General features: G+C 40.1%; 16 protein-coding genes. 3 read left to right on the forward strand and 13 right to left on the reverse strand.

Annotation, left to right across the window (positions count from 1 at the left end; genetic code table 11):
- Positions 1 to 2: 2 nt before the first annotated feature.
- From ACE1CA_RS20980 to ACE1CA_RS21005, 6 genes are all read right to left on the reverse strand, one after another.
- Positions 3 to 962 (reverse strand): GNAT family N-acetyltransferase, encoded by a 960-nt coding sequence (locus ACE1CA_RS20980; RefSeq protein ID WP_413279120.1) that lies wholly within the window; start codon positions 960 to 962, stop codon positions 3 to 5.
- 223 nt (positions 963 to 1,185) lie between these two features.
- Positions 1,186 to 1,917 (reverse strand): HAD family hydrolase, encoded by a 732-nt coding sequence (locus ACE1CA_RS20985; protein ID WP_413279121.1) that lies wholly within the window; start codon positions 1,915 to 1,917, stop codon positions 1,186 to 1,188.
- Positions 1,918 to 2,001: 84 nt separating this feature from the next.
- A complete protein-coding gene (locus ACE1CA_RS20990) occupies positions 2,002 to 2,877 on the reverse strand; it encodes an SDR family oxidoreductase (protein ID WP_413279122.1) in 876 nt (291 codons plus the stop codon).
- Between the two features lie 310 nt (positions 2,878 to 3,187).
- On the reverse strand, positions 3,188 to 5,065 hold the full coding sequence (locus ACE1CA_RS20995) for a polysaccharide deacetylase family protein (protein WP_413279123.1): 1,878 nt from the start codon (positions 5,063 to 5,065) through the stop codon (positions 3,188 to 3,190).
- A gap of 137 nt (positions 5,066 to 5,202) precedes the next feature.
- Positions 5,203 to 5,961, reverse strand: coding sequence for a thioesterase II family protein (locus tag ACE1CA_RS21000; protein WP_413279124.1), 759 nt, complete (start codon positions 5,959 to 5,961; stop codon positions 5,203 to 5,205).
- Between the two features lie 178 nt (positions 5,962 to 6,139).
- Positions 6,140 to 6,922, reverse strand: coding sequence for a radical SAM protein (locus tag ACE1CA_RS21005; protein WP_413279125.1), 783 nt, complete (start codon positions 6,920 to 6,922; stop codon positions 6,140 to 6,142).
- A gap of 100 nt (positions 6,923 to 7,022) precedes the next feature.
- On the opposite strand from ACE1CA_RS21005, the gene ACE1CA_RS21010 reads away from it, so the two are divergent.
- Both ACE1CA_RS21010 and bioF read left to right on the forward strand, forming a co-directional pair.
- Positions 7,023 to 7,244: a hypothetical protein gene (locus ACE1CA_RS21010; RefSeq protein ID WP_413279126.1), complete on the forward strand. Its 222-nt coding sequence runs from the start codon at positions 7,023 to 7,025 to the stop codon at positions 7,242 to 7,244.
- Between the two features lie 207 nt (positions 7,245 to 7,451).
- Positions 7,452 to 8,618: an 8-amino-7-oxononanoate synthase gene (gene bioF / locus ACE1CA_RS21015; RefSeq protein WP_413279127.1), complete on the forward strand. Its 1,167-nt coding sequence runs from the start codon at positions 7,452 to 7,454 to the stop codon at positions 8,616 to 8,618.
- An 83-nt stretch (positions 8,619 to 8,701) separates the two neighbouring features.
- Here bioF and ACE1CA_RS21020 read toward each other — a convergent pair whose 3' ends face one another.
- The 3 genes from ACE1CA_RS21020 to ACE1CA_RS21030 form a co-directional block, all read right to left on the reverse strand.
- Positions 8,702 to 8,998, reverse strand: a complete 297-nt coding sequence (locus tag ACE1CA_RS21020; protein WP_413279128.1) for a type II toxin-antitoxin system Phd/YefM family antitoxin — start codon at positions 8,996 to 8,998, stop codon at positions 8,702 to 8,704.
- Between the two features lie 129 nt (positions 8,999 to 9,127).
- On the reverse strand, positions 9,128 to 9,613 hold the full coding sequence (locus tag ACE1CA_RS21025) for a BON domain-containing protein (protein WP_413279129.1): 486 nt from the start codon (positions 9,611 to 9,613) through the stop codon (positions 9,128 to 9,130).
- Between the two features lie 136 nt (positions 9,614 to 9,749).
- Positions 9,750 to 10,475 carry a general stress protein gene (locus ACE1CA_RS21030; RefSeq protein ID WP_486517468.1) on the reverse strand — a complete coding sequence of 242 codons (726 nt, stop codon included), beginning with the start codon at positions 10,473 to 10,475 and terminating at the stop codon, positions 9,750 to 9,752.
- 344 nt (positions 10,476 to 10,819) lie between these two features.
- Between ACE1CA_RS21030 and ACE1CA_RS21035 the strand changes: the two genes are divergently transcribed.
- Entirely contained in the window at positions 10,820 to 12,361 is a 1,542-nt protein-coding gene (locus ACE1CA_RS21035) for a sensor histidine kinase (protein WP_413279131.1), read from the forward strand.
- 80 nt (positions 12,362 to 12,441) lie between these two features.
- On the opposite strand, the gene ACE1CA_RS21040 is transcribed toward ACE1CA_RS21035, so the two are convergent.
- The 4 genes from ACE1CA_RS21040 to ACE1CA_RS21055 form a co-directional block, all read right to left on the reverse strand.
- Positions 12,442 to 15,651 (reverse strand): hybrid sensor histidine kinase/response regulator, encoded by a 3,210-nt coding sequence (locus ACE1CA_RS21040; protein ID WP_413279132.1) that lies wholly within the window; start codon positions 15,649 to 15,651, stop codon positions 12,442 to 12,444.
- A gap of 231 nt (positions 15,652 to 15,882) precedes the next feature.
- Positions 15,883 to 19,413 (reverse strand): GAF domain-containing protein, encoded by a 3,531-nt coding sequence (locus ACE1CA_RS21045; RefSeq protein ID WP_413279133.1) that lies wholly within the window; start codon positions 19,411 to 19,413, stop codon positions 15,883 to 15,885.
- 376 nt (positions 19,414 to 19,789) lie between these two features.
- Positions 19,790 to 20,329, reverse strand: coding sequence for a chemotaxis protein CheW (locus ACE1CA_RS21050; RefSeq protein WP_413279134.1), 540 nt, complete (start codon positions 20,327 to 20,329; stop codon positions 19,790 to 19,792).
- A 36-nt stretch (positions 20,330 to 20,365) separates the two neighbouring features.
- Entirely contained in the window at positions 20,366 to 20,728 is a 363-nt protein-coding gene (locus tag ACE1CA_RS21055) for a response regulator transcription factor (RefSeq protein ID WP_413279135.1), read from the reverse strand.
- Between the last annotated feature and the right edge of the window lie 18 nt (positions 20,729 to 20,746).

Genomic DNA, 20,746 nt, shown 5'->3' on the forward strand with positions numbered 1-20,746 from the left:
AGCTAAATCTGTTTGTAGTACGATACCCAGGTATAGACTTTGCGGAAACCAACGGATTCGTAAAGTTGTCTCGCACCGTTGGGATTATCGTAATCTACACCGATTTTGGCGAGGTTCATTCCTGCTGCAAGTAACTTTTGCATTCCGCTAAGTAACATTGCTTTACCAAGTCCTAAGCGACGAAAACCGCGCCTAGTTCCAAGGGTATTTACCCAACCTTCTTGACGACCGCTGCGTTTGTTGTCTTCGGGATAAATGGCACTGTAACAGTAGGAAGCAAAGGTGCCGTCGGGTGCGATCGCTACTAAATCCAACTCTGGTCTATAATCTGGATTGCTGCGCCAATGTTTGTATTCCTCTAGTGCTAAATCTTGATGATTCCAGTGATCGATAAACGATTGGTTGTGCATTTCTACCCAAGCTTCTGCATCTTTTTCGGGGATTACGGAACGAACTGTAAAACCTGCGGGAATTTGCGGCTGTGGGAGTGGTTCTTCTAGACTGCGTTCCATTGTGAGAAAATAGCGATCGGCACTGAAACCATTTTCTTGTAGTATGGCGATGCGATCGAATCGATTGTCCCGACTGCTACAACGCAATTTAACAGAGGTAACACCTTGTTCTTTTGCCAGTTCCCGCAGACGTTCTTCTCCCCAATTGATAATTTCCCCTTCTAAAGTTCTTCCACGAACGTCAGGATGAACGCGAAACCCAAGATAACCATCGGTTAATTCCCCAAGGGGATGCCACAATGTAGCAGAAGCTATTAATTTACCTGTTTCATCTTCCCAAAGTTGTAAATCTCGTTGTTTGTCGAAAGATGGGTCATTAAAATCGCGTTCCAGTTCTGAAACTGTTGTCCATTGTTCCAGTTGATCTACTGCTTCGCACGCTTCCCAGAGATTGACGATCGCTTCCAAATCTGTTTCACCCCTGTAGGAGCGCTTTGTCAGTGTTAACATAAGGTTTGTAATTCAGATATACTTCAATATACTACTTACTGTAGTATTAAGTAGTATCGGGTTAAATCACCCGATCGGGTGAAGTGAGATAAGAGTACCAAGAGGCAGAGCCTCCATTTTTCGTTCCCAGGTTGAACCTGGGAACGAGGATCTGGGAGGTTCTACCTCCATACTCTGCAAGATCTAAGTGAAGCAAGGGGAAAACTCAAAACTTACCCAGTCCCTAATCCCCAGTCCCCAATCCCCATTCAATCAACTCAGTGACACCTGCGCCTCTACTGTTTTTAGTTATCAAATCTACTCGATCTTTTACAGCAGGAAGGGCATTAGCAACAGCAACAGAATAACCGCAAATACTTAAAAATGCCAAATCATTTTCCGCATCTCCCACACCAACGATCGCATCTAGCGAAATTCCTAACTCATTAGCTGCGGCGATTAAACCTGTTTCTTTATCAATACCTTTTGGTAAAATCATTACGGCACCTTTATTTAGAATTACTTGTAAATCCAAGTTCATTTCCTGAATTAAAGCAAGTGCTTCTACGCTGTAAGGTTCCCAAGTTGCGACGATAATTTTACCAACGCCGACTACTGGATAATCTGATTTAATCTGGGCGAATTCTTGAGAATTTTGTTGATTTTTAGCTTGAGTTGCTTTTTGAATGCGATCGTTCAACTGTTGAATAAATTCTGCTGATGGAGGTTCACCTAATGGTTTTTCAATCTTACTAATTGGTTGATAAAGCATTGCGCCGTTCTCCGCTACCACCCAATCAAACAAATCGAGAAAAGTAGCAATGTTCAACAAATCATCCAACTGACGACCTGTAATTAAAATTAGTTTGCGTCCAGAATCTCGCCATTGTTGTAATGCTGCTAAAGTGCGATCGTCAACCTTTCCATCTGTGGCAAGCGTACCATCATAATCTGTTGCTAGAGCAAGGTAATTCATTGACTTTAGGTGTTAGATTCTTATTGCTGAAATTGCCAATATAACGTTTATTTAGCTTGGTTGTTAGAGGGATTATTATTTCATTTAAATTCCCAAATAGCGGCGCAAAAACATTTCTAATGTTTCTAACTTGAAATTAAAAGTTGATTCCAAATTGGCAATTTCATCGCTGGTACAAAAGAATTCATTTCCTAGTAATACTCGCAGAGTTCCTAAAGAATCTTTGACAAAAGGGTTAATTAGACCGATCGCACTTCGCACCCCGTCAAACAGAAACAAAGGCACGCCAATGACAAAAGGTTCTTGGTCAAAAATTTTGCCAAAAATTTGCGGAATTTCGCCTCGTTCTAAAATTTCTGGGCCACCAACCGGAAAGATTTTATTTTTAGCTGCGGCTACATTAGTAGATTCTACAGCAATGCGAGCCAAATCATCAGTGCTGACAATTGAAGCGCGATTTTTGGGGTCTCCAATTAATAAATAAATCCCGGTTTCTCGGAATCTTTCTGCTAACTGTAAAACATTAGAAGCAAATCCTGAAGGACGTAAGATAGTGTAATTTAAGCCACTAGCTTGTAAGTATTTTTCCACTTCTCGTTTAGCTTTAAAAGTTGGCGCATCTTCGTATCCTCGATCGGCCCCAAGCACAGAAATAAAGACAAAATGTTGGACTCCGATCGCTTTTGCTCGATCGATTAATTCAATATTTGCTCGATAATCAACCTCTGAAGGATTGCCTTCTCCACCATGAGCGCTGATGATATATTTAACTCCCTGACAAGCTTTAGAAATATCTTTATCTTGTCGTAAATCACCGATAAATATTTCGCTACCTCGGTATTCTAATTCCCCGTAACGCGAGGTGAGGCGGACAAATGAACGTACTGGCTTTTGACGATCGCATAACAACCGCACTATTCGGCGACCTAAATCTCCAGTGGCTCCAGTTACTAGAAACATAATTTTACTTCCTTGAATTGGCGATCGATTGCGCGATCGGCTATGTTTTAATCAAGCTTACTTTGTTTGTTAAAATATAGCCAATTTTCATGCTTATCAGCTTGAAAAAACTATCAACCCGATCGCTACTAACGCTAAAAACTGTCAAGGGATAGCTGATAGGGAAGAAAGTTTCCCCACAGGAGGTAGAACCTCCAAGATCCTCGTTTCCAGGTTCAACCTGGAAACGAGAAAACAGAGGCTCCGCCTCTTGGTGCAAAATTACCTCTTCTTCTTCCTAGTCCCCAGTCCCCAGTCCCCGAAACCAGGGTTACGTCCTCCTTTTATTTTGTTTATTTTGTGGAGATTTCTGCCGTGCATCAAGTTTGCTCACTTTTAATGTTGAGGCAGGGTCAAGCAAAGCAACCACATGAGGCACAGGACGCGGTGTATACTCTACTAAAGATTTTCCTTGATAAACTAACGAAGTACTCGCGCCGGAATCGAGCATCACGGCATCCTGAAAACCAGCTTTCACCAAGATAGCTCCCAACTTTACGGAATCAACAGGTATTTTAGATATCCCAATCATAGGCTGTCCAGCTTGATTGAAACCCCAAAATGCTCGATGGCGAGCAGCATCAAAACCAAATAATTTATTAAAAGATTTGGCAGATTGAGCTTCGCCGTTTTTCACTAACCATGCTGCGGCGACAAAAGCATCGGTGACGGATGACATTTCTGTACGAATGCCAGCCAAAGAATTGTGTTTATTGGGATTGAAGGGAGTAAACTTGGCTGTTTGGGAACCGATCAAAACTAAGGGTCGTCCGGCTATTCTCGGCAGTTCCCCTGCGCCGCTGGGGATAAATTGTTGCCTGTTATGACTAAAGATCGGCCCAATCATTTCATTTGATGCCATCGATCTGAGGGAGAAAAATGCTCCATCGACTGCGGCGACGGCATCAGTTCCCTCAAGAATATTTTGCAATGTGTCGCGTTTGTTGGCATGAATGGTGGTAGGTTTACCCCCGCTAATTAGAACTAGGGAAACTCGATCGATCGTAATTTTTTGTTTGCTGATGGGAGCCGTAAAATCAATACTATTACCAAATCTAGGTGGAGGTAGCGGGGGACCACCCCAAGCTTGCTTGAGTACAGTCTTGATTTTTGATTGTCCGAAACGGGCGATTCCCAACAAGTTTTTCGACTCTCCAGCAAATTGCTCGTTTGAGTCATCCATCGTCAGTGCTGCTTGATACTTAGCAAATTTTACCCATGCTTCTACTCTTGGGTCATACTTACCGCTGGGGTAGGTAAAGTATTTGATCGGAATCCCTAAATTATTTTGTAAGATTTGTTTGGATTTGATTACCTCTTTTTGCAGCTGACCGTCTGACAGGGTGGTTAAACTGGGTGGGTGAGTGAGGCTGTGAGCGGCGATCGTAACTAATGGATCGGCTGCCATTTGCCGCAATTCTTGCCAACTGACATGACTGCGACCTGTGTTGTTTCCTACACCAGCAGTATAGATGGAAAAAACTGCTGGATAGCCATATTTTTTCAGTAGGGGATAAACATATTTATAATGACCTCCGTAGCCATCATCAAAGGTCAGTATCACTGGTTTTTCTGGGAGGGGCATTCCTGTTTGTAAGTGTTTGATGAGTTGGTCGAGACTAACAGGAGTTGCACCTTTAGCTTTGATTAACTGAAAATGGGCTTCTAGTTGTTGAGGAGTGACATCAAAAAATACTTCTTTACGAGGCAAGATATCGTGATACATGAGGACGGGAACTTTAGCCATCCTAGCTCGATCGTGGATTTCCGGCCAAGGACTAGCATTTAGTAAACCTATTACTTCTCCGGTTGAGTTCTTTAAGGAGGTTTCTAACTCTGTTTCCAGGTTTTTTAATCCAGCGACCAACTTGAGACGGGATGTGTTTGCGATCGGGTAAGGAAGAAAAGCTTGTATGGTAGGCATTTTCAACCTTGGCCCTTGCCACTGTTGATTGTCTGGTTCTAGATTGCCAACCTGAAGTGACTTAGAGCCGGAGGTCTTAGCATTAAACCAATTACCAGCGCCTATAGATATTAAACAACTAATTACAAAAACGGTAAATAGCCCAAAAGAGACTTCCTTACGAACTAATACCTGTGGCTTAAATAGCTTATTTTTACTCAGATTTCGGATAAAAGATACCAGCATAGTGTGTGGGTTTTCAATAACTGTTCAGCCGAGATTGGGTGTGAACACCCACACCCTACCGCTAGAATTTTAATAGATTGCTATCAATTTCTTAATATTTGGTTCTGGGAAATTTAACAAATGATTAAGGCTTCACTTTACACTAGTATCGTTTGATTGAGTAATTGTGAGAGGCGTTCTAGCAAAAGAGATTGGGCTGATTGCAAGAAGAAATGATCTCCGGGAAACATTTCCCTAGAGAAAGCAGAGTTTGTTTGTTCTCGCCAGGGTTCTAGGTCTTGGGCGTTAGCTTTCCAATCTTCTAAGCCACCGAAAGCTGTAATCGGACATTCTAAAGGTGATTCGGGTTTGTAGGTGTAAGTTCCCACGACAGAAAAATCGGCTCGGAGAGTAGGAAGCAATAGTTCCATCAATTCTGCATTTTCGAGTATGGCTTCGGGTGTGCCGTTATAGCGACGCAGTTCTTTGATGAATTCCGCTTCGGGTAGAGCGTAAATTGGGGGATAGCGATCGGGAATTTGTGGAGCACGGTGTGCCGAAACAAACAAGTGTAATGGGTTGAGATGATACTCTTTGCGGAGTAGTCTGGTTAGTTCAAAGCTAACTAATGCGCCCATACTATGACCGAAGAAAGCGAAGGGTTTGTTGAGGTGGGGAAGAATGATGGGAGTGAGACTCTGGAGCAAAGGTTCTATGTGGGTAAAGGGAGTTTCTCGCAGTCGGTAACTACGTCCGGGAAATTCGATCGGACAAACTTCAACAGTTGATGGTAGATAATCTGACCAAGAGCGAAAGGCCACAGCCCCACCCCCGGCATAATGGAAGCAGAACAGTCTGATTTTGGCTTCAGGGTTAGGTTTGGGATATGTTACCCAATTAGCAGTTAGCGAATTCATGGTTTTGTGTATAAAAAAGCTAGTTTAAGTTATACCAATTCTCTATGAAGATGCGCTTAATTAACTCCACCCCAAACCCAAGGTTGTTTCATTTTCGGAGGAAAATGAAACAACCCTGGGGACTGAGGACAAGGGGAATTTCGATCTTCTGCTCCCCTGCTCCGAAAGCCCCTCTGCCTTACTCAGAAACTTTCCAGCGAACTGAAATGCCTGTTTGCTGCTGAATGCGATCGGCAAATGTTTTTAAGTAATCAGCATCAACACATTTGAGGCTATTTACTGGATAAGCACAATCTGCTACTTGGTTGTTACCTCTAGCATCTAATTGATGAGTCAAAGGTTTAGGGCGCGATGGTGTGTTGAGTTGAATTTCATCAGGAATTAATACTTTCATTCGATTAATATAATCCGATCGATCTTCCTGATTCCAAGCAGACAAAATCATCGTTTGTATGGCTAACTTACCCGGATAATCAATTCTAAATTGTTGGATTCCCTGCCAAATTTCCGATAAATTTATTTCAGCTACCGGACGATTAACACGGCGTAATTGTTCGGACGAAACAGCATCCAATTTTACGGCGATGCGGTCTGTTAATGCTAATGCTGCACGAACATCGGGATCTTTTAATAAGGTGCCGTTAGTTAATACTACTAAAGGTTTAGCAGTCATTTCTTTAACTTTGACGAGAATTTCTCTTAAGTTTAATGCTAATGTTGGTTCGCCGCTACCACTCAGGGTAATTACGTCTACATCCCAAGGGGCAAAGGGTTGTAAATCTTGCAAAATTTGCTCGGTGGGAATGAATACTTGCCGATCGCTTTTTAACCGTTCAATTGTTCCTAATTGGCAATAAACGCAGTCAAAAGAACAAGTGGAAATAGCACCAATGGGATCGATGCCAAGCGATCGACCAAAACGCCAAGAATTTACAGGGCCGTATACAGAACAAAATGACATATTTTCTTTACTCTCTCTGCAATAATCTAAAATTTAGTATTACATTCAGATATTAGCTGTCACAATTAAATGATACTAAGAATTTGTTGGAGAATCAGCCATGCCACTAGAAAGAAGAATGTCTAGAGAAATGTTTCCTGCTGGTCAAGAGGTGGTACTAAAGCAGTACTGTTTCACTCCGGGACGGGTGTTTGAACCGGGAAAATACATAGTAGGAGATTTGCCTGATGTTGCCTTTGAAATGGGTTTAGTGGAACAACTCCCACCAGTTAAAGGCAAAAATGAGCAAATTAAAAATCCACCTGACTCTTCAGGAAACTAACCTTATACCAATTCTTTATTGAAGATGCGCTTGATTAACCCCACCCCAAACCCCTCCCCGTCCACAGGGAGGGGCTATGATTAAGCACAATTTTACGGAGAATTGGTATCAGCAATTTAAGATACCATAAACTTAATTTAAGGTTCCAGTTTTATCTGTGGGCTTTAACCTTAAATCAGAAATCTAAAATCTAAAATTCAAAATCGAATGTCGATCGATCCTTACGCTTGGATAGAATCATCTCTTAGCACAATTCATCGTGCAGATTGGTATCGTTTTGAGCAAACTATTTCTAGTATTCCTGGTGCTGTTATTCAACTAGAAGGACGAACTGTAATTAACTTTGCTAGTAATGATTATTTGGGTTTAGCTGGCGATCGTCGTTTGATTGCTGCGGCTGTATTTGCGACTGAAGAATTCGGCACTGGGAGCACTGGTTCGCGGTTACTAAGTGGACATCGACAACTACATCGAGAATTAGAAAAAGCGATCGCCTCCTTGAAACAAACAGAAGCCGCCCTTGTATTTAGTTCCGGGTATCTAGCTAACTTGGGTGCGATCGCCTCAATAGTCGGAAAAAGAGATTTAATTTTGTCCGATCGATACAATCATTCTAGTCTTAAAAACGGTGCAATTCTCAGTGGTGCCACAATAATTGATTATGCTCATTGCAACTTAACAGAATTAGAAAATCACCTCAATCAACATCGAGAAAAATATCGTCGTTGTTTAATTATTACCGATAGCATCTTTAGTATGGATGGGGATTTATGCCCTTTACCAGAATTGTTGGATTTAGCCGAAAAATTTCATTGTATGGTATTAGTTGATGAAGCACACGCCACTGGAATTTTAGGTAAAAATGGTGCGGGTTCTGTAGAATATTTTAATTGTAGCGATCGTCCATTAATTCAAATTGGCACATTAAGTAAAGCATTGGGAAGTTTAGGCGGTTATGTTGCAGGTTCAGCTACTTTAATTGACTTTTTGCGGAATCGCGCCCCAACTTGGATTTATACAACTGGATTATCACCTGCTGACACTGCCGCTGCCTTAGAAGCAATTAAAATTGTGCAACAAGAACCAGAACTTCGTACTCAATTATGGCGAAATATAGAAACGCTCAAAGATTTAATTTCCCAACAATTACCTAACTTAAAATTATTACCTTCAGAATCAGCAATTTTGTGCTTACAACTAAAGGATGCGGCAACTGCGTTAGCAGCAGGAAGCAAGTTAAAAGAAGCCGGAATTTTTGCCCCAGCAATTCGTCCGCCCACAGTTCCTACTAGTCGAATTCGCATTTCTGTAATGGCAACTCATGAAGCGTATCAACTGGAAAAATTAGTAGCAGCTTTCAAAAGTTTGTTGTAATGACTTCAGTCGTTGCTTTGTTTGAAAGAAGGACTAAAGTCCTCACAACGAACCTATTAAAAGCTGTGTTATTTTAGCGATCGCTATAGTGATATCGAGCTTGTAAAAAGTCCAAACTTTTTCTGCAAATCTTCTAAAGTTTGAGGTTTATTCGTCCGTTTTTTAGCACGTTGTAGAGCATCTAAAAGACGCACTGCATTCTCATGAGACTGGAACAAATAGATAGTTTCAATCATTCTATTTAACTCATCTGTAGGAATTACAGATACACTTTCGTAGCCTTCTCGACTAACAACTACAGGTTCGCGGGTGGAGATGACTTCATCGTAAATTTGCTCGAAGTTTTTACAGGCTTGATTATAAGTTGTTTGATTTAGCATTTTTGCTTTTCAGGTTATTAGTTTAATTAGATCGCATCTATTAGTATAAACGAACAGAAACCCTTGCCCACGAATTTATATCCCCGACTTCTTCAAGAAGTCGGGGATATGGGAAATCTGAGGTTAGTTTTACTGACCTCTTTGGGTGTTATTGTTTGGTTTTGCCGGAGCAACTACTGCTTTAACGTTTACACTTTTAACACCTTTAATTTCCTGTGCCAAAGGTGCAATTTTAGCTAAATCTTGTTCGTTGGGAACTGTTCCACTTACAGTGACAACACCTTCTTTGGAATCAACAGTTAATTGACCTTTGGTAATGTTTGCTTCCAGCTTACTGCGAACTTCGCTTTCGATATCAGCTTCAGCCCGATCGGTATCGCCACCAGTAATATTATTGCGCTGTTCGCGAGCACGAATATCAGAGTTTAATTGATTTCTGCGAGTTTGACTGGTAGCATCATTTTGAGCATCTTGGACATTCTCTGCTCTAGGGGTTTGAGTTTGGGCTTGATTAGTGCTATCTGGAGCATTTTGGGTGGTCTTTTCATTATCAGCACAAGCAACTGCACCAAACATTAAAAAACCAGTGAGTAAAAATGGGGTTAATTTTTTCATTTGTTTCCTACTCCTAAAAAGGATAAATTTTTAAAATCTAGTTGATTAACTGACAAAACTCCAGGCATTAGTTTTTAACTGAAGTGAGAGGAGTTTTGTCGATTAATCAGAAACTTTTTTCTGGGTTGAGTTGTAATTAAAGTACTGGATCGCGAGGATCGACTGCTGGATCGCGACGATCGACAATGATTACCTCAGCATCACTAGCATTGGTGTAATCAGAACGCACTACATTACGATCGCGATCGATATCGTGAATTTCTTCGCGACGGACATCTCTATCTATGTCGCGATCGGAATCATAAATTCCCCACTCTTCAATATTGTGACGGCGCAAAATTGCTTCCGCACGAGCAATTTCATCGCTATCACCATCAACAATTACCAAATATTCACCGCGAGATACGCGCTCATTGTAAACTCTAGCCCGTTCTTCGGGGATTCCTAAACCAATCAATGCACCCAACAAACCACCTGCCGCAGCACCGATCGCAGTTCCTGAAAGGGTAGTAGCGATCGCTGTAGCAGTTGCACCAGCCAACATTACAGGGCCAATTCCGGGAATCGCCAATGCACCCAAACCAACTAATAACCCAGTTAAACCGCCTAAAGTACCACCTGCGATCGCCCCTGTAGCTGCACCTTCATCAGCTTTGTTGCCACGAGCATCGCTCACATCTCTGACTTCTGCATCTGCAATGCGATTATTTCTATCTACATCCTTGGCAATTATGGATACTCTGTCCATAGGAAAGCCGGAATTTTTTAAGTCTTGAAGAGCCATTTCCGCTGCTCTATAATTACTAAAAACTCCCACAGCGCGTCTGTGATTACCTAAAGCCATTTCTTCCTCCTTAAACACAAGCTTTTCTTAAAAACTAATAAGCAGACATTTTTGAAAAATGTTTTTTACTAGTTCCATTTCCTATCGTGTTATTTTTAGCTAATTTATTGATCAGTCTTTAGGTGTAACTAGCTCTCTATCGAGAGAAAGGTAATAGTGGTTATCGAGATTAGAAGCGAATAAATGTTAAGAAATTGCTTGAAGAATTGCTAAAGATATTTATATTAAACTACAATTTATCAATAAAAACGGTAATCACATAACCAAGGGTTCGGTTTTACCACCCTTGATAGATAACCTATACTGATAGGCTGATAAAAGAATCCTGCTGGTTAGTTGCAAGTCTTGGTGGGTGATTATCAGTGCGTAAATGGTTACTGCCAACTTTAAGCGAAATTTTAGCCGAAACGACAGAAAAATCGGCGCTAGATGTTGTATTGCCAAATGATGGGACGAAGACTCAAACTGAGCAATCCTCTACCAGTCAAACAGCCTTGCAACACTTGAAAGCAGAGAGAGAGTGGTTTGGGGCGATCGCAGCCCTAGAAAAATTACTGCACTCAATTTGGGTATTTGATGAAAGTTCTTTCGATAAAGATGGAGCATCATCCTTAACTCAAGGATTAATTTTAACTGGCCCTTTGCCAATTTTTAGCGATCCGACTCTCTCTCACTATTTTCCTACTTGGGTTTTTTCCACTCAATTAGGGAAACCTTGGGCTTGGATGCCTTTTCAGCTACCTCCTGCGAAAGAAAACCAAACGGAAAATAGCGATCGCAGCAATTCATTACCTCTTTTACCCAACGATCCTTTAGCTGAGGAAAACTTTTGTCTGGTTTTCACTACCAGTTTTAGTTTAGTCATGGTTTTGGGGGACGATCGCCAAGGAAAACCCGCTTTCTTATTTTCCTTCGATCCAGAGGTGGTGCAGCAAGCTTGGGACTCTTTACGGTTGCGAATGTTGTTAACTTGTCCCCATCAAATCAACCAGTTAGATACTTTGGTGCATCGGTTTGCACCCATAGCGCCAGATTACCGAACTGTCATGCAGTTTAGTCGTCTGTTACTCAAAAATTTACCTCAACTCGAAGAACAGGAACATCATGAAAGTGCAAAAGCCAAAATAAAAAATGTAAATCCTGATTCTTTAGTAAATTCTAAAGCTAAAATTCAAAACCTAAATTCTCATGAAGTAGAATTGCTCCAAGCATTTGCTCATGAAGTAAAAACGCCATTAGCAACAATTCGGACTTTCACCAGACTGTTGCTGAAACGAAAAGATTTAACTCAAGATATTATTAAAAAATTGGAAGCGATCGACCATGAATGTACTGAACAAATAGAAAGAATGGAATTGTTGTTTCAAGCCGCAGAAATGGAAACCTGCGATGCTGGAGAAGCACCTGTTTATTTAACTACAACTTCATTGTCACAAGTTTTCCAAGAAAGTATTCCGCGTTGGCAAAAACAAGCTTTGCGGCGCAGTCAAACTTTGGATGTTGTATTACCGCAGCAAATGCCACCAGTAGTTAGCGATCCAACAATGTTAGAGCGAATTCTTAGTAGTTTAATCGATAACTTTACGCGCAGTTTACCAGCAGGTAGTCATATTCAAGTACAGGTAATGCCCGCAGGAAATCAGTTAAAGTTACAACTATTAACCCAAACTAAGGATTCAGATAGTAATGGTGAAGGTAAATGTTCGGGCAATCATCATTCTAAACGGAAATTGATCGGTCAGTTGCTCACTTTTCAGCCGGAAACTGGTAGTTTGAGTCTCAGCCATAACGTGACAAAAAGCCTTTTTCAAGCGTTAGGTGGTAAGCTAATTGTGCGGGAACGCCCCCAACAAGGTGAGGTATTTACCATCTTTTTACCTACTGGTGAAAGTCCAGTTAAGTAATCAGGTTTGTTGTAGCGACTTTAGTCGTTACTTTGTCATATAGTAGGGCTAAAGTCCCCACAACGAACAAGTTTACTCAATTAAGCTAAGGTGGGTACTTTTTGAGCGAACAAATCTGCGATCGCTTGTAACATTTCGCTTTCTCGATATGGCTTAGTAAAGTAACCCATAGCACCTAATTCTTTGGCTAATAAGCGATGTTTTTCTCCGGTACGAGAGGTTAACATCATTACAGGTACTTGAGGTAAAGTGGCATCTTGACGATAACTGTTTAAAAATTCAAAACCATTCATTGAGGGCATTTCAATATCACAAATTACTAATTGAATGCCGCTATTTTGTTGGAGTTGATGCAGGGCATCTCGACCGTTTTGTGCTTGTAATACTTGATAGCCTGATCTTTGTAAAGTCATGGCTAAAGTTTGTCGCACGCTAATAGAATCATCCACGACTAAAATCTTTTTCGGTGGAGTAGAAAGCATTGGTAAACTGTAAATTTCTGGGTCTAATTGACTGCTGTTAATTTCCCATTGCCAATCAGAATTTGAAGTTTTTCCGGCTACTTGGTCGAGTAATTGACTAATTAAAATAATTGGGTCAATTACCAATGTTAAACGACCATCTGCCAAAGTACTGCCACCATAAATGTAGCTAGGAGGTGCGATCGCTTTTCCCAAAGACCGAATTACTAATTCTTGTTCGCCCATAATTTGGTCAATTTCTAAGGCTATAACTTCGGTTCCTTGCCATAAATCTACTTGGGAAGTTTGGCGTAGTAATAGCAAGGGAGTTGTAGAAAATTTGAAAGTTTCTGATTGGGAATTATGTTGCTCAACTGCTGCTAATCTATTGCGAAGATTTGCTGAATTCCCGGTCATTAATTCTGCCATGTTGTAAACAGGAATTACGGTGTTGGCATTACTATTTAAATGCAGAACTCTTTGTCCGTTACTATATTGAAGCTGTTCGGATTTGGGCAAAATAATCTGATCGATCGCATCAGAAAGCAAGGCATAAACAACACCCTTAGCTTCGCAAATCATTAATTTTGCCATCGTTAAGCTTAAGGGGAACTGTAACAAAAATGTAGTTCCTTTTTGCGGTTCCGAGTTAACTATTACTGAACCGGATAACATATCCATTTGGGAACGCACTACGTTTAATCCAATTCCACGTCCCGAAAGGTCGCTAACTTGAGAAGCGGTAGAAAATCCCGGTTCAAATAATAAGTTTAACAAAATAGTTTCAGAAGTTTTATCTGCTTGTTCTACAGATAAAATTTGCATTTCTACAGCACGTTTTCGGATGCGTTCTAAATCTAAACCTTGACCATCATCTCTGACTTCAATGATAGTTTTATTAGCTCGGTGATAGGCGCAAATTTCAATGTTACCTGTTTCTGGTTTACCTTGATTAGCACGAATTTCAGGTGCTTCAATGCCATGATCGAAAGCATTACGTACTAAATGTAATAATGGGTCGTAAAGCTTTTCTGCTAAGGCGCGATCGACTAATACTTCAGTACCAATTAATGTGAGTTTTACTTTCTTATTGTGCGCTGAAGATAACTGTTGTAAAAGTCGCGGAAAACGGCTAAATATTTCACCTAACGGTAACATTCGCGCCGTTCGTAAGTCTTCTTGAGTGCTATTTAATAGGCGGCGTTGTTTGGCTAAAATTTGACTGGATTGTTTAGCTAGGTAATCTGTAGATTCGATCGCTTCTTCTAGCTGCACCAAATCTTCTAAAGTCGCCTGCAATAATTCATGAAATTCGCTATGTTGATCTAACTCCAATGAATCAAAACTAGCATCCCAATTTTGAATAACTCGCTGACGTTCTTGGGCGATTAATAATTGATCTGACCAATCACGTAATTCGCTAATTGTTTGTTGGTGTCTTCGCAAACGATACCATAGTTGATCGATCGATTCTTCCAATTGTTCGCTAATATTCGCTTGTCTATTTTGCCCAATTAACATTTCACCTGCTAAGTGACTCAAGCGTTCTAATAATTCTAAATCTACCCGCACCGATGAATAAGTATTTTTGGTATTAGATGCTGTTTGCGGAGTTGATACAGGAGTTTGAAACTTGACTTTTGTTGCTGGTTTTTCAACTAATTGAGGCGCGACAAATTGCGAAATTTCCGTTTTTGGCTCAACTATAAAGTCATGGGTTTCTGTGATATGTTCTGGGGTAGCTTTCTCAATTTTCGCAACAGTTAAATTCTCTTCTGGAGTAACTGTTGCTACTTCCGCAGATTCTATTTCTAATTCTTCTACTTCATTGGCAAAAATTGGCTGTTCTTCTGTTTCTGTCAAGTTACCAAAAACATCATCTAAACTAGGTTCAATAAATACTTCTTCAACCTCAATATCAGACTCTAGAGTTACTTCTGCTTCCGTTTCTGTTAATTCAACATCAGGTATAATCTCTAAATTATCAGGTGAAATTTCTATTGATTCATCGATTAGGAGAACTTCTGTTGCTGAAGTTTCCAAATTTGTGTAAGCTAATTGTTGTAAAGCAGGGGAAGGTTTTCCGCCAGAAGTACGATCGCCCTCCATTACCAAAGACCACCCTTCGCTAAAGTTCATTAAAGCTACTTCAGCAATAGTTTTTACTTGTTCTGGATGCAGTTCTAAAGCAGTTAAAGTAGTTTGCGCGATCGCCCCAAAACCCGGTAAATTTAAAGACTCGCCTAACCCAATAAAAACTTGTATTTCCTCTCTTAAAATTGCTTCTAACTCTTCTGAATTAGCCGAATCCAACGCCGTTGCCAAAGTTTCTAAGCGTTGTTTTACGCCTACCTCAAAAATAGATTTAGTAATATCAAATCCCAACTCTACCGAACTAGGAATTTGTGCTTCTCTACCAAAATAATCGCCAAGTTTTTCTTGTAGTTTAGTAAAAACAGCTACCGCTCTATCTAAAGCTTCCGATTCATCTACATAACTACCCGTAATTTCCGCCATTAAAGGTAAGCGCAAACATTCATAACCTTCATAAAGTAGCATTTCTAAATCAGAATCAATTTCTACTTCCGGGTTATAAAGCGCCTTAAATACATCCTCTAAATGATGAGATATAGTTTTAATTGTCTCTAAACCTACATTCGCCGCAGCACCTTTCAAAGTGTGGGTCGATCGCATCAAACTATGCACTTTTACCAAGCTATAATTTTCTCGTAAACCCAACAATTCCTGCTCAATATTCTGCAACAACTCTGGTGCTTCAGCGAGAAAATATTGATAGCCTTGTTCGCGAATCTCATTATCACTGTTCATGGCTTTCCGGTGATTTGTCAATTATCATTTGCATTCGTCATTTCGATCTTACTTTGTTGTTTGTAGGGTGCGTCAGACAGAATAATTTAGGCGATGAACGATAAATTTTAGCTTCTGACGCACCCTACGGAATATAACTAACAACTTTCAAGAGGCAGAGCCTCTGTTTTTCGTTCCCAGGTTCAACCTGGGAACGAGTTCACACGAGTTCACGAGTTCAAACAACTCACATTAATTGAGCTTAAATTTACCAACATTTGACTGCAAATCTTCAGCCATTGTCAGCAACTCTTGGAAAGAAGAAGAAATCTGCAAAGAATTTTCCGAAGTTTGGTTAGCAATTTTCGCCACACTTGTCATCGCTTCAGTTACTAACTTCGACTGCTGTGTTTCTTGTTGTGTTGCTTGGGTAATTCCTTGCACCAAATCTTGAATTTGTGCGGTAGCACCGACAATTTTATTCAAGTTTTGGCGAGTTTCATTCACTAAATTAGTACCTTCTACTACCTGTTGAATTCCGGTTTCAATTGCTTGCACAACTTCCCCAGTTTCCTCTTGAATTTCCTGTACTAATTGCTCAATTTCTGTGGTTGCTGCTGCTGACTGACGCGCCAAACTCCGCACTTCATCCGCTACCACTGCAAAACCTTTACCATACTCCCCGGCTCTTGTCGCTTCAATTGCAGCGTTGAGTGCTAATAAGTTAGTTTGAGTTGCCAAATTACCAATTAAATTCACCGCTTTAGAAATCTTTTGGGAAGACTCACTTAAGCGTTTAATTTTCTTGCCAGTTTTCGCCACCGTTTCCCGAATTGCCATAATTTCATCAACGGTGCGGTTCATCGCTGTATCACCCTGCAAAACAGTTTGATTTGCTTCTTGTACCGCTACTTCTACTAAAGACGCATTTTTAGCTACAGCTTGGGTAGAATTTACCATTGCTTGCACTAATTTTAGTGCTTCTGATAATTTTTGATATTGTAATTGTGCTTGTTGGGAAAGATCGGTAATTGATACTCCACTACTTTGGGAAGTTTGGGTAACTTTTGCTGTTGCTGTTTGGACTTGAATCAGAATTTTTCGCAGAGCTTGTAAGGTATTATTGTAAGCATCAGCGAGGGTTCCTACTTCATCAGTTGTTATGGGAAGTCTGACTGTTAAATCGCCTTTTAAAGTTGGCTGAATTGCACTGAGTAATTGAATTGCTCGTTGTTGTAATTGTTCTTTTGCTTCCTTCTCTCTTTTCGCTGATTGCGCTAATTGTTCTGATTGTTGTTTGACTTGTTCCAAATATTTAGCTTGGCGCAAAGCTACACCCATTTGGATACCAACTTGCGCTACCACGTTGACTTCTGATTCATCCCAGTGACGAATGTCGGAATGTTGATAAGCAGCTAACAAACCCCAAAGATTATCACCAATAAAAATTGGCACGATAATATAAGCTTTGATTTGCATTTGCTCTAACATTTCAACGTGGCATTGAGATAAACCAGCGTTGTTAATGTCGTTAGCAATGGAGTGAACATTTTCGACGGCATTTTTTATATTTTGCCGATATCTTCCACCTTGAGTTTCTTGTAAATAAGTATCTTCCCAAACTGTAGTGATATCGGGACCAACCCATTTTTGTAACCCAGAAGCAACTGATTCAGCAACAAATATTCCACTCCAATCGGGACGGAATTGATAAACTGCGACTCGTTCGGCTTTGAGTAAGCGGCGCACTTCTTGAGTGGAATTTTTGAAGATGTTGTTAACATCCAAAGATAGACGGATTTTGTCAATAACTTTAGTTAGGGTTTTTTCTCGTTCCACTGCTGAAGCTAATTTTTCGGTTTTCGCTTGCAGTTCTTCGACATATTGACCTTGGCGTAATGCTACTCCTAATTGGCTACTAATTTGGGTGATTAAATTCAGTTCTGATTCTTCCCAGTGACGTGGTGCTGAGTTTTGATAAACTGCTAGTAAACCCCAAAGTTTCTCGCCAACAAAGATGGGTACTGTCATGTAAGCTTTGGTTTCTAATTGTTCCAAAACTTCCATATAACATTCGGAAAAACCAGCTTTATAAACATCATCAATGATAAAGCCTTGACCTGATTGGTAACGTCCGCCTTCACTTTGTTGTAGATAAGAATCTGCGATCGCTGGTTTTGCTGTTTGTAGTCGTAGCACTCCGCAGTTAGCTTCTTCTTGTACTAATTGGGAGTCTTTTAACATTTCCTGCATTAAAGGTGTCCAACCACTAGCTACTGATTCGGCGACAAAAACGCCACTCCAATCAGGATTAAATTGATAAACAACTACGCGATCGACTTTCAACAACCGCCGAATTTGTTGGGTAGTTGTGCGGAAAATTGTTTCCATGTCTGACGATTGTTGAATTTGCTCAGAAATGGATTTACCAATTTTTTTGATGATTTGCGTAAAATTCTTTTCCCGTTCCGCAATAACGGTTAATCTTTCGTTAGTTTCATGCAGCTGTTCTAAATATTCAGCTTGGTCTAAAGCAACACCAAATTGTGCTGCTACTCGCTTGACAAATTCAATTTCATAGTTTTGCCATTTGTGAGGTTTAGTACATTGGTGAATGCAAAGTAATCCCCAAAGTTCTTCACCTTTCATTAATGGCACAATTAAGTTAGCGCGAATTTGGAAATTCAATAATTGTTCAATGTGACATTCGGATAATCCCGAAGTATAAACATCAGAAACTGCTTGAATTCTGCCTTGACGATATAAAGGTGCAAAGTCCGAACCAAAGCGACAATCAGCAAAGATATTTCCTAGTTCGGAAGGAGTGCCTGGACTTAAATCTTCAGCGATAAACTTGCCTTCGTTAAAGTCTTTTCCGGGGATGAATTGGAATACGGAAACGCGATCGGTATTCAATAATTGTCTAACTTCTCGACAAGTAGCTCTAAATAAAGTATCTAAGTTTTGTGATTGGCGAATTCGCTGGAGTACGTTGTTTAAAACTTTTTCTTGTTCTGGTTGAACTGTTAATTGCCAACGATATTCTGATTGTTGTAGGTGAACGAGAATTTCTGCGCCAATTTGATAAATTAATTGGCTTTCTGTTTCTTGCCAATGACGAATTTCTCGATGCTGTAATGCTACTAGTAACCCCCAAACTTGTTGTCCAACTATTAAGGGTACAGTCAGGAAAGATTTAATTTGAAATTTGTTCCATTGTTGCTTTTGTTGCGGGGTAAATTCGTCGCTTGATGTATCATCAATTAGCAAAATTGGTGAGGTAAAATATTCTGCCGATCTTTCAGCACCAAAGAAGTGACTTTCTAAAGGCTGTCCTACCAATGGAGTTAATTCTAATTCCATTGCTTCTGCCATCACAACGCCATAGTTTTCGCTGTCAAAACGGTAGAGAATTAAGCGATCGCATCCTAAATTTTTCTGAAGTTCGGTAACAGCAAGTTTCACTTTACTGTCAAAGTCTACACATTGACGAATTGCAGCAGTAATCGCTAAAACTCTCTCTCTTTCCTGCTTAAATTTCGCTTGTACGCTTGCTTCCCAGCTGGCTTTAAATTTCTGATCGACTGTAGAAACTAAAGTTTCTAGTTTCTGCATTTTATCAGTAACTTCTGGCGCATCCCAAATAGAAGTTCTCTCAATATCAGATTTGAGACTGCTTATAGCTGTAGCGATAATTTTTATAGGAGAACTACCATTTCCTCTGTTACCGTTAGGAGAACCGTTAGTTTGTTGGTTTGATTTAGGTTGATAATGTGTAGTCATTTTTCCAGTTATTGGTGATTGTTAGTTGTTAATAAGAGGGTGCTATTTTGAAGGTGTAATTCAAAATAGAAGTTAGATATTGTTCCTGTTGATGCAGCGATCGAATAACCCTGATGATTTTATTACTGCTAAAGTTCTGGATTTTTACTCATTACTAAGATAAAAACACCAAGAGGCGGAGCCTCTGTTTCTCGTTCCCAGGTTGAACCTGGGAACGATGGAGAGGGAGGTTCTACCTCCTTACTCTGCCAGATTATTAGCAGTCATTTCTTAAAAAACATCAAAAATTGACGTTTTAGAAATAAAGTTATTTGTTCTAATTTAGAATTCCCAAAAACCAGACGGAACTAACAAAATCTGCAAAATTCTTGCTGACTTATCGATTTAGTTGCCACAGCGGAGCTTGCGCGATCGCTTCACCATTGAGCACCATCAATACTTCTTTATTATCTCCGATTAAGTACCCCTGCAAGTAAGGCAATATTTCGGGAGAAAATAAACCCAAAGAAGGCATATTTATCTGCTCTACATCGTGCAACTCAATATCATTGATTTGTTGCACTACTAATCCTAAATATTGCTCCTGAACTTGAATAGCGATCGTCATTAAGTTTTCCATTCCCCCAACGGTTAAAGTAGGAAAACCCATAAAATTGCCGATATCTACTATCCACAACATTTCCCCACGCCAGTTATAAATTCCCAACACGCAAGCTGGCATTTGGGGAACTGTTAAAATCTCTGCTACTGATACCTGCATCACTTGTTTAATGATATTTAAAGGTAGCAAAGCTATGCCTTCTTCACCTAATTGAAAACGTAAAAATTTCTCCCCTGCTGGCGGAGAATTTTTAGTTATAGTAGGAGGAGAATTCACGCGAGTCAAGGCGGAAACCTGTTTGGCATTATCTATCATATTTTTTTATTATTTGATTGATTGTCTCAAAACCAGCTATTTAATAAACTGTCTAATTGTTCGGACTAATTCATTAGCTTCTACTGGTTTAGGTAAATAAGCATCTGCACCCAACATACTGCCCCAGAGTTTATCAACATCTGTATCTTTTGTTGAGCAAATTACTACAGGAATCTGACTTGTATCTGGATCTGTTTTAATCTCTCGGCATAGTTCAAAACCACTTTGACCTGGTAGAATCACGTCGAGAATAATTAAGTTAGGCTTTTGTGATTGTAGTTGGGTTTGAGCTTCTTCACTACTTTTAGCAATCATTACCGAGAAGCCTAATTTTTGCAAATGACGGCTCATGATTTCCATGTCAGTTGCACTATCTTCAACTAGTAATACTGTACCCATAATTTCCTCGTTTTCCTG

This window comes from Floridaenema evergladense BLCC-F167 (assembly GCF_041929205.2).
In the GTDB taxonomy this organism is placed as follows: domain Bacteria; phylum Cyanobacteriota; class Cyanobacteriia; order Cyanobacteriales; family Aerosakkonemataceae; genus Floridanema; species Floridanema evergladense.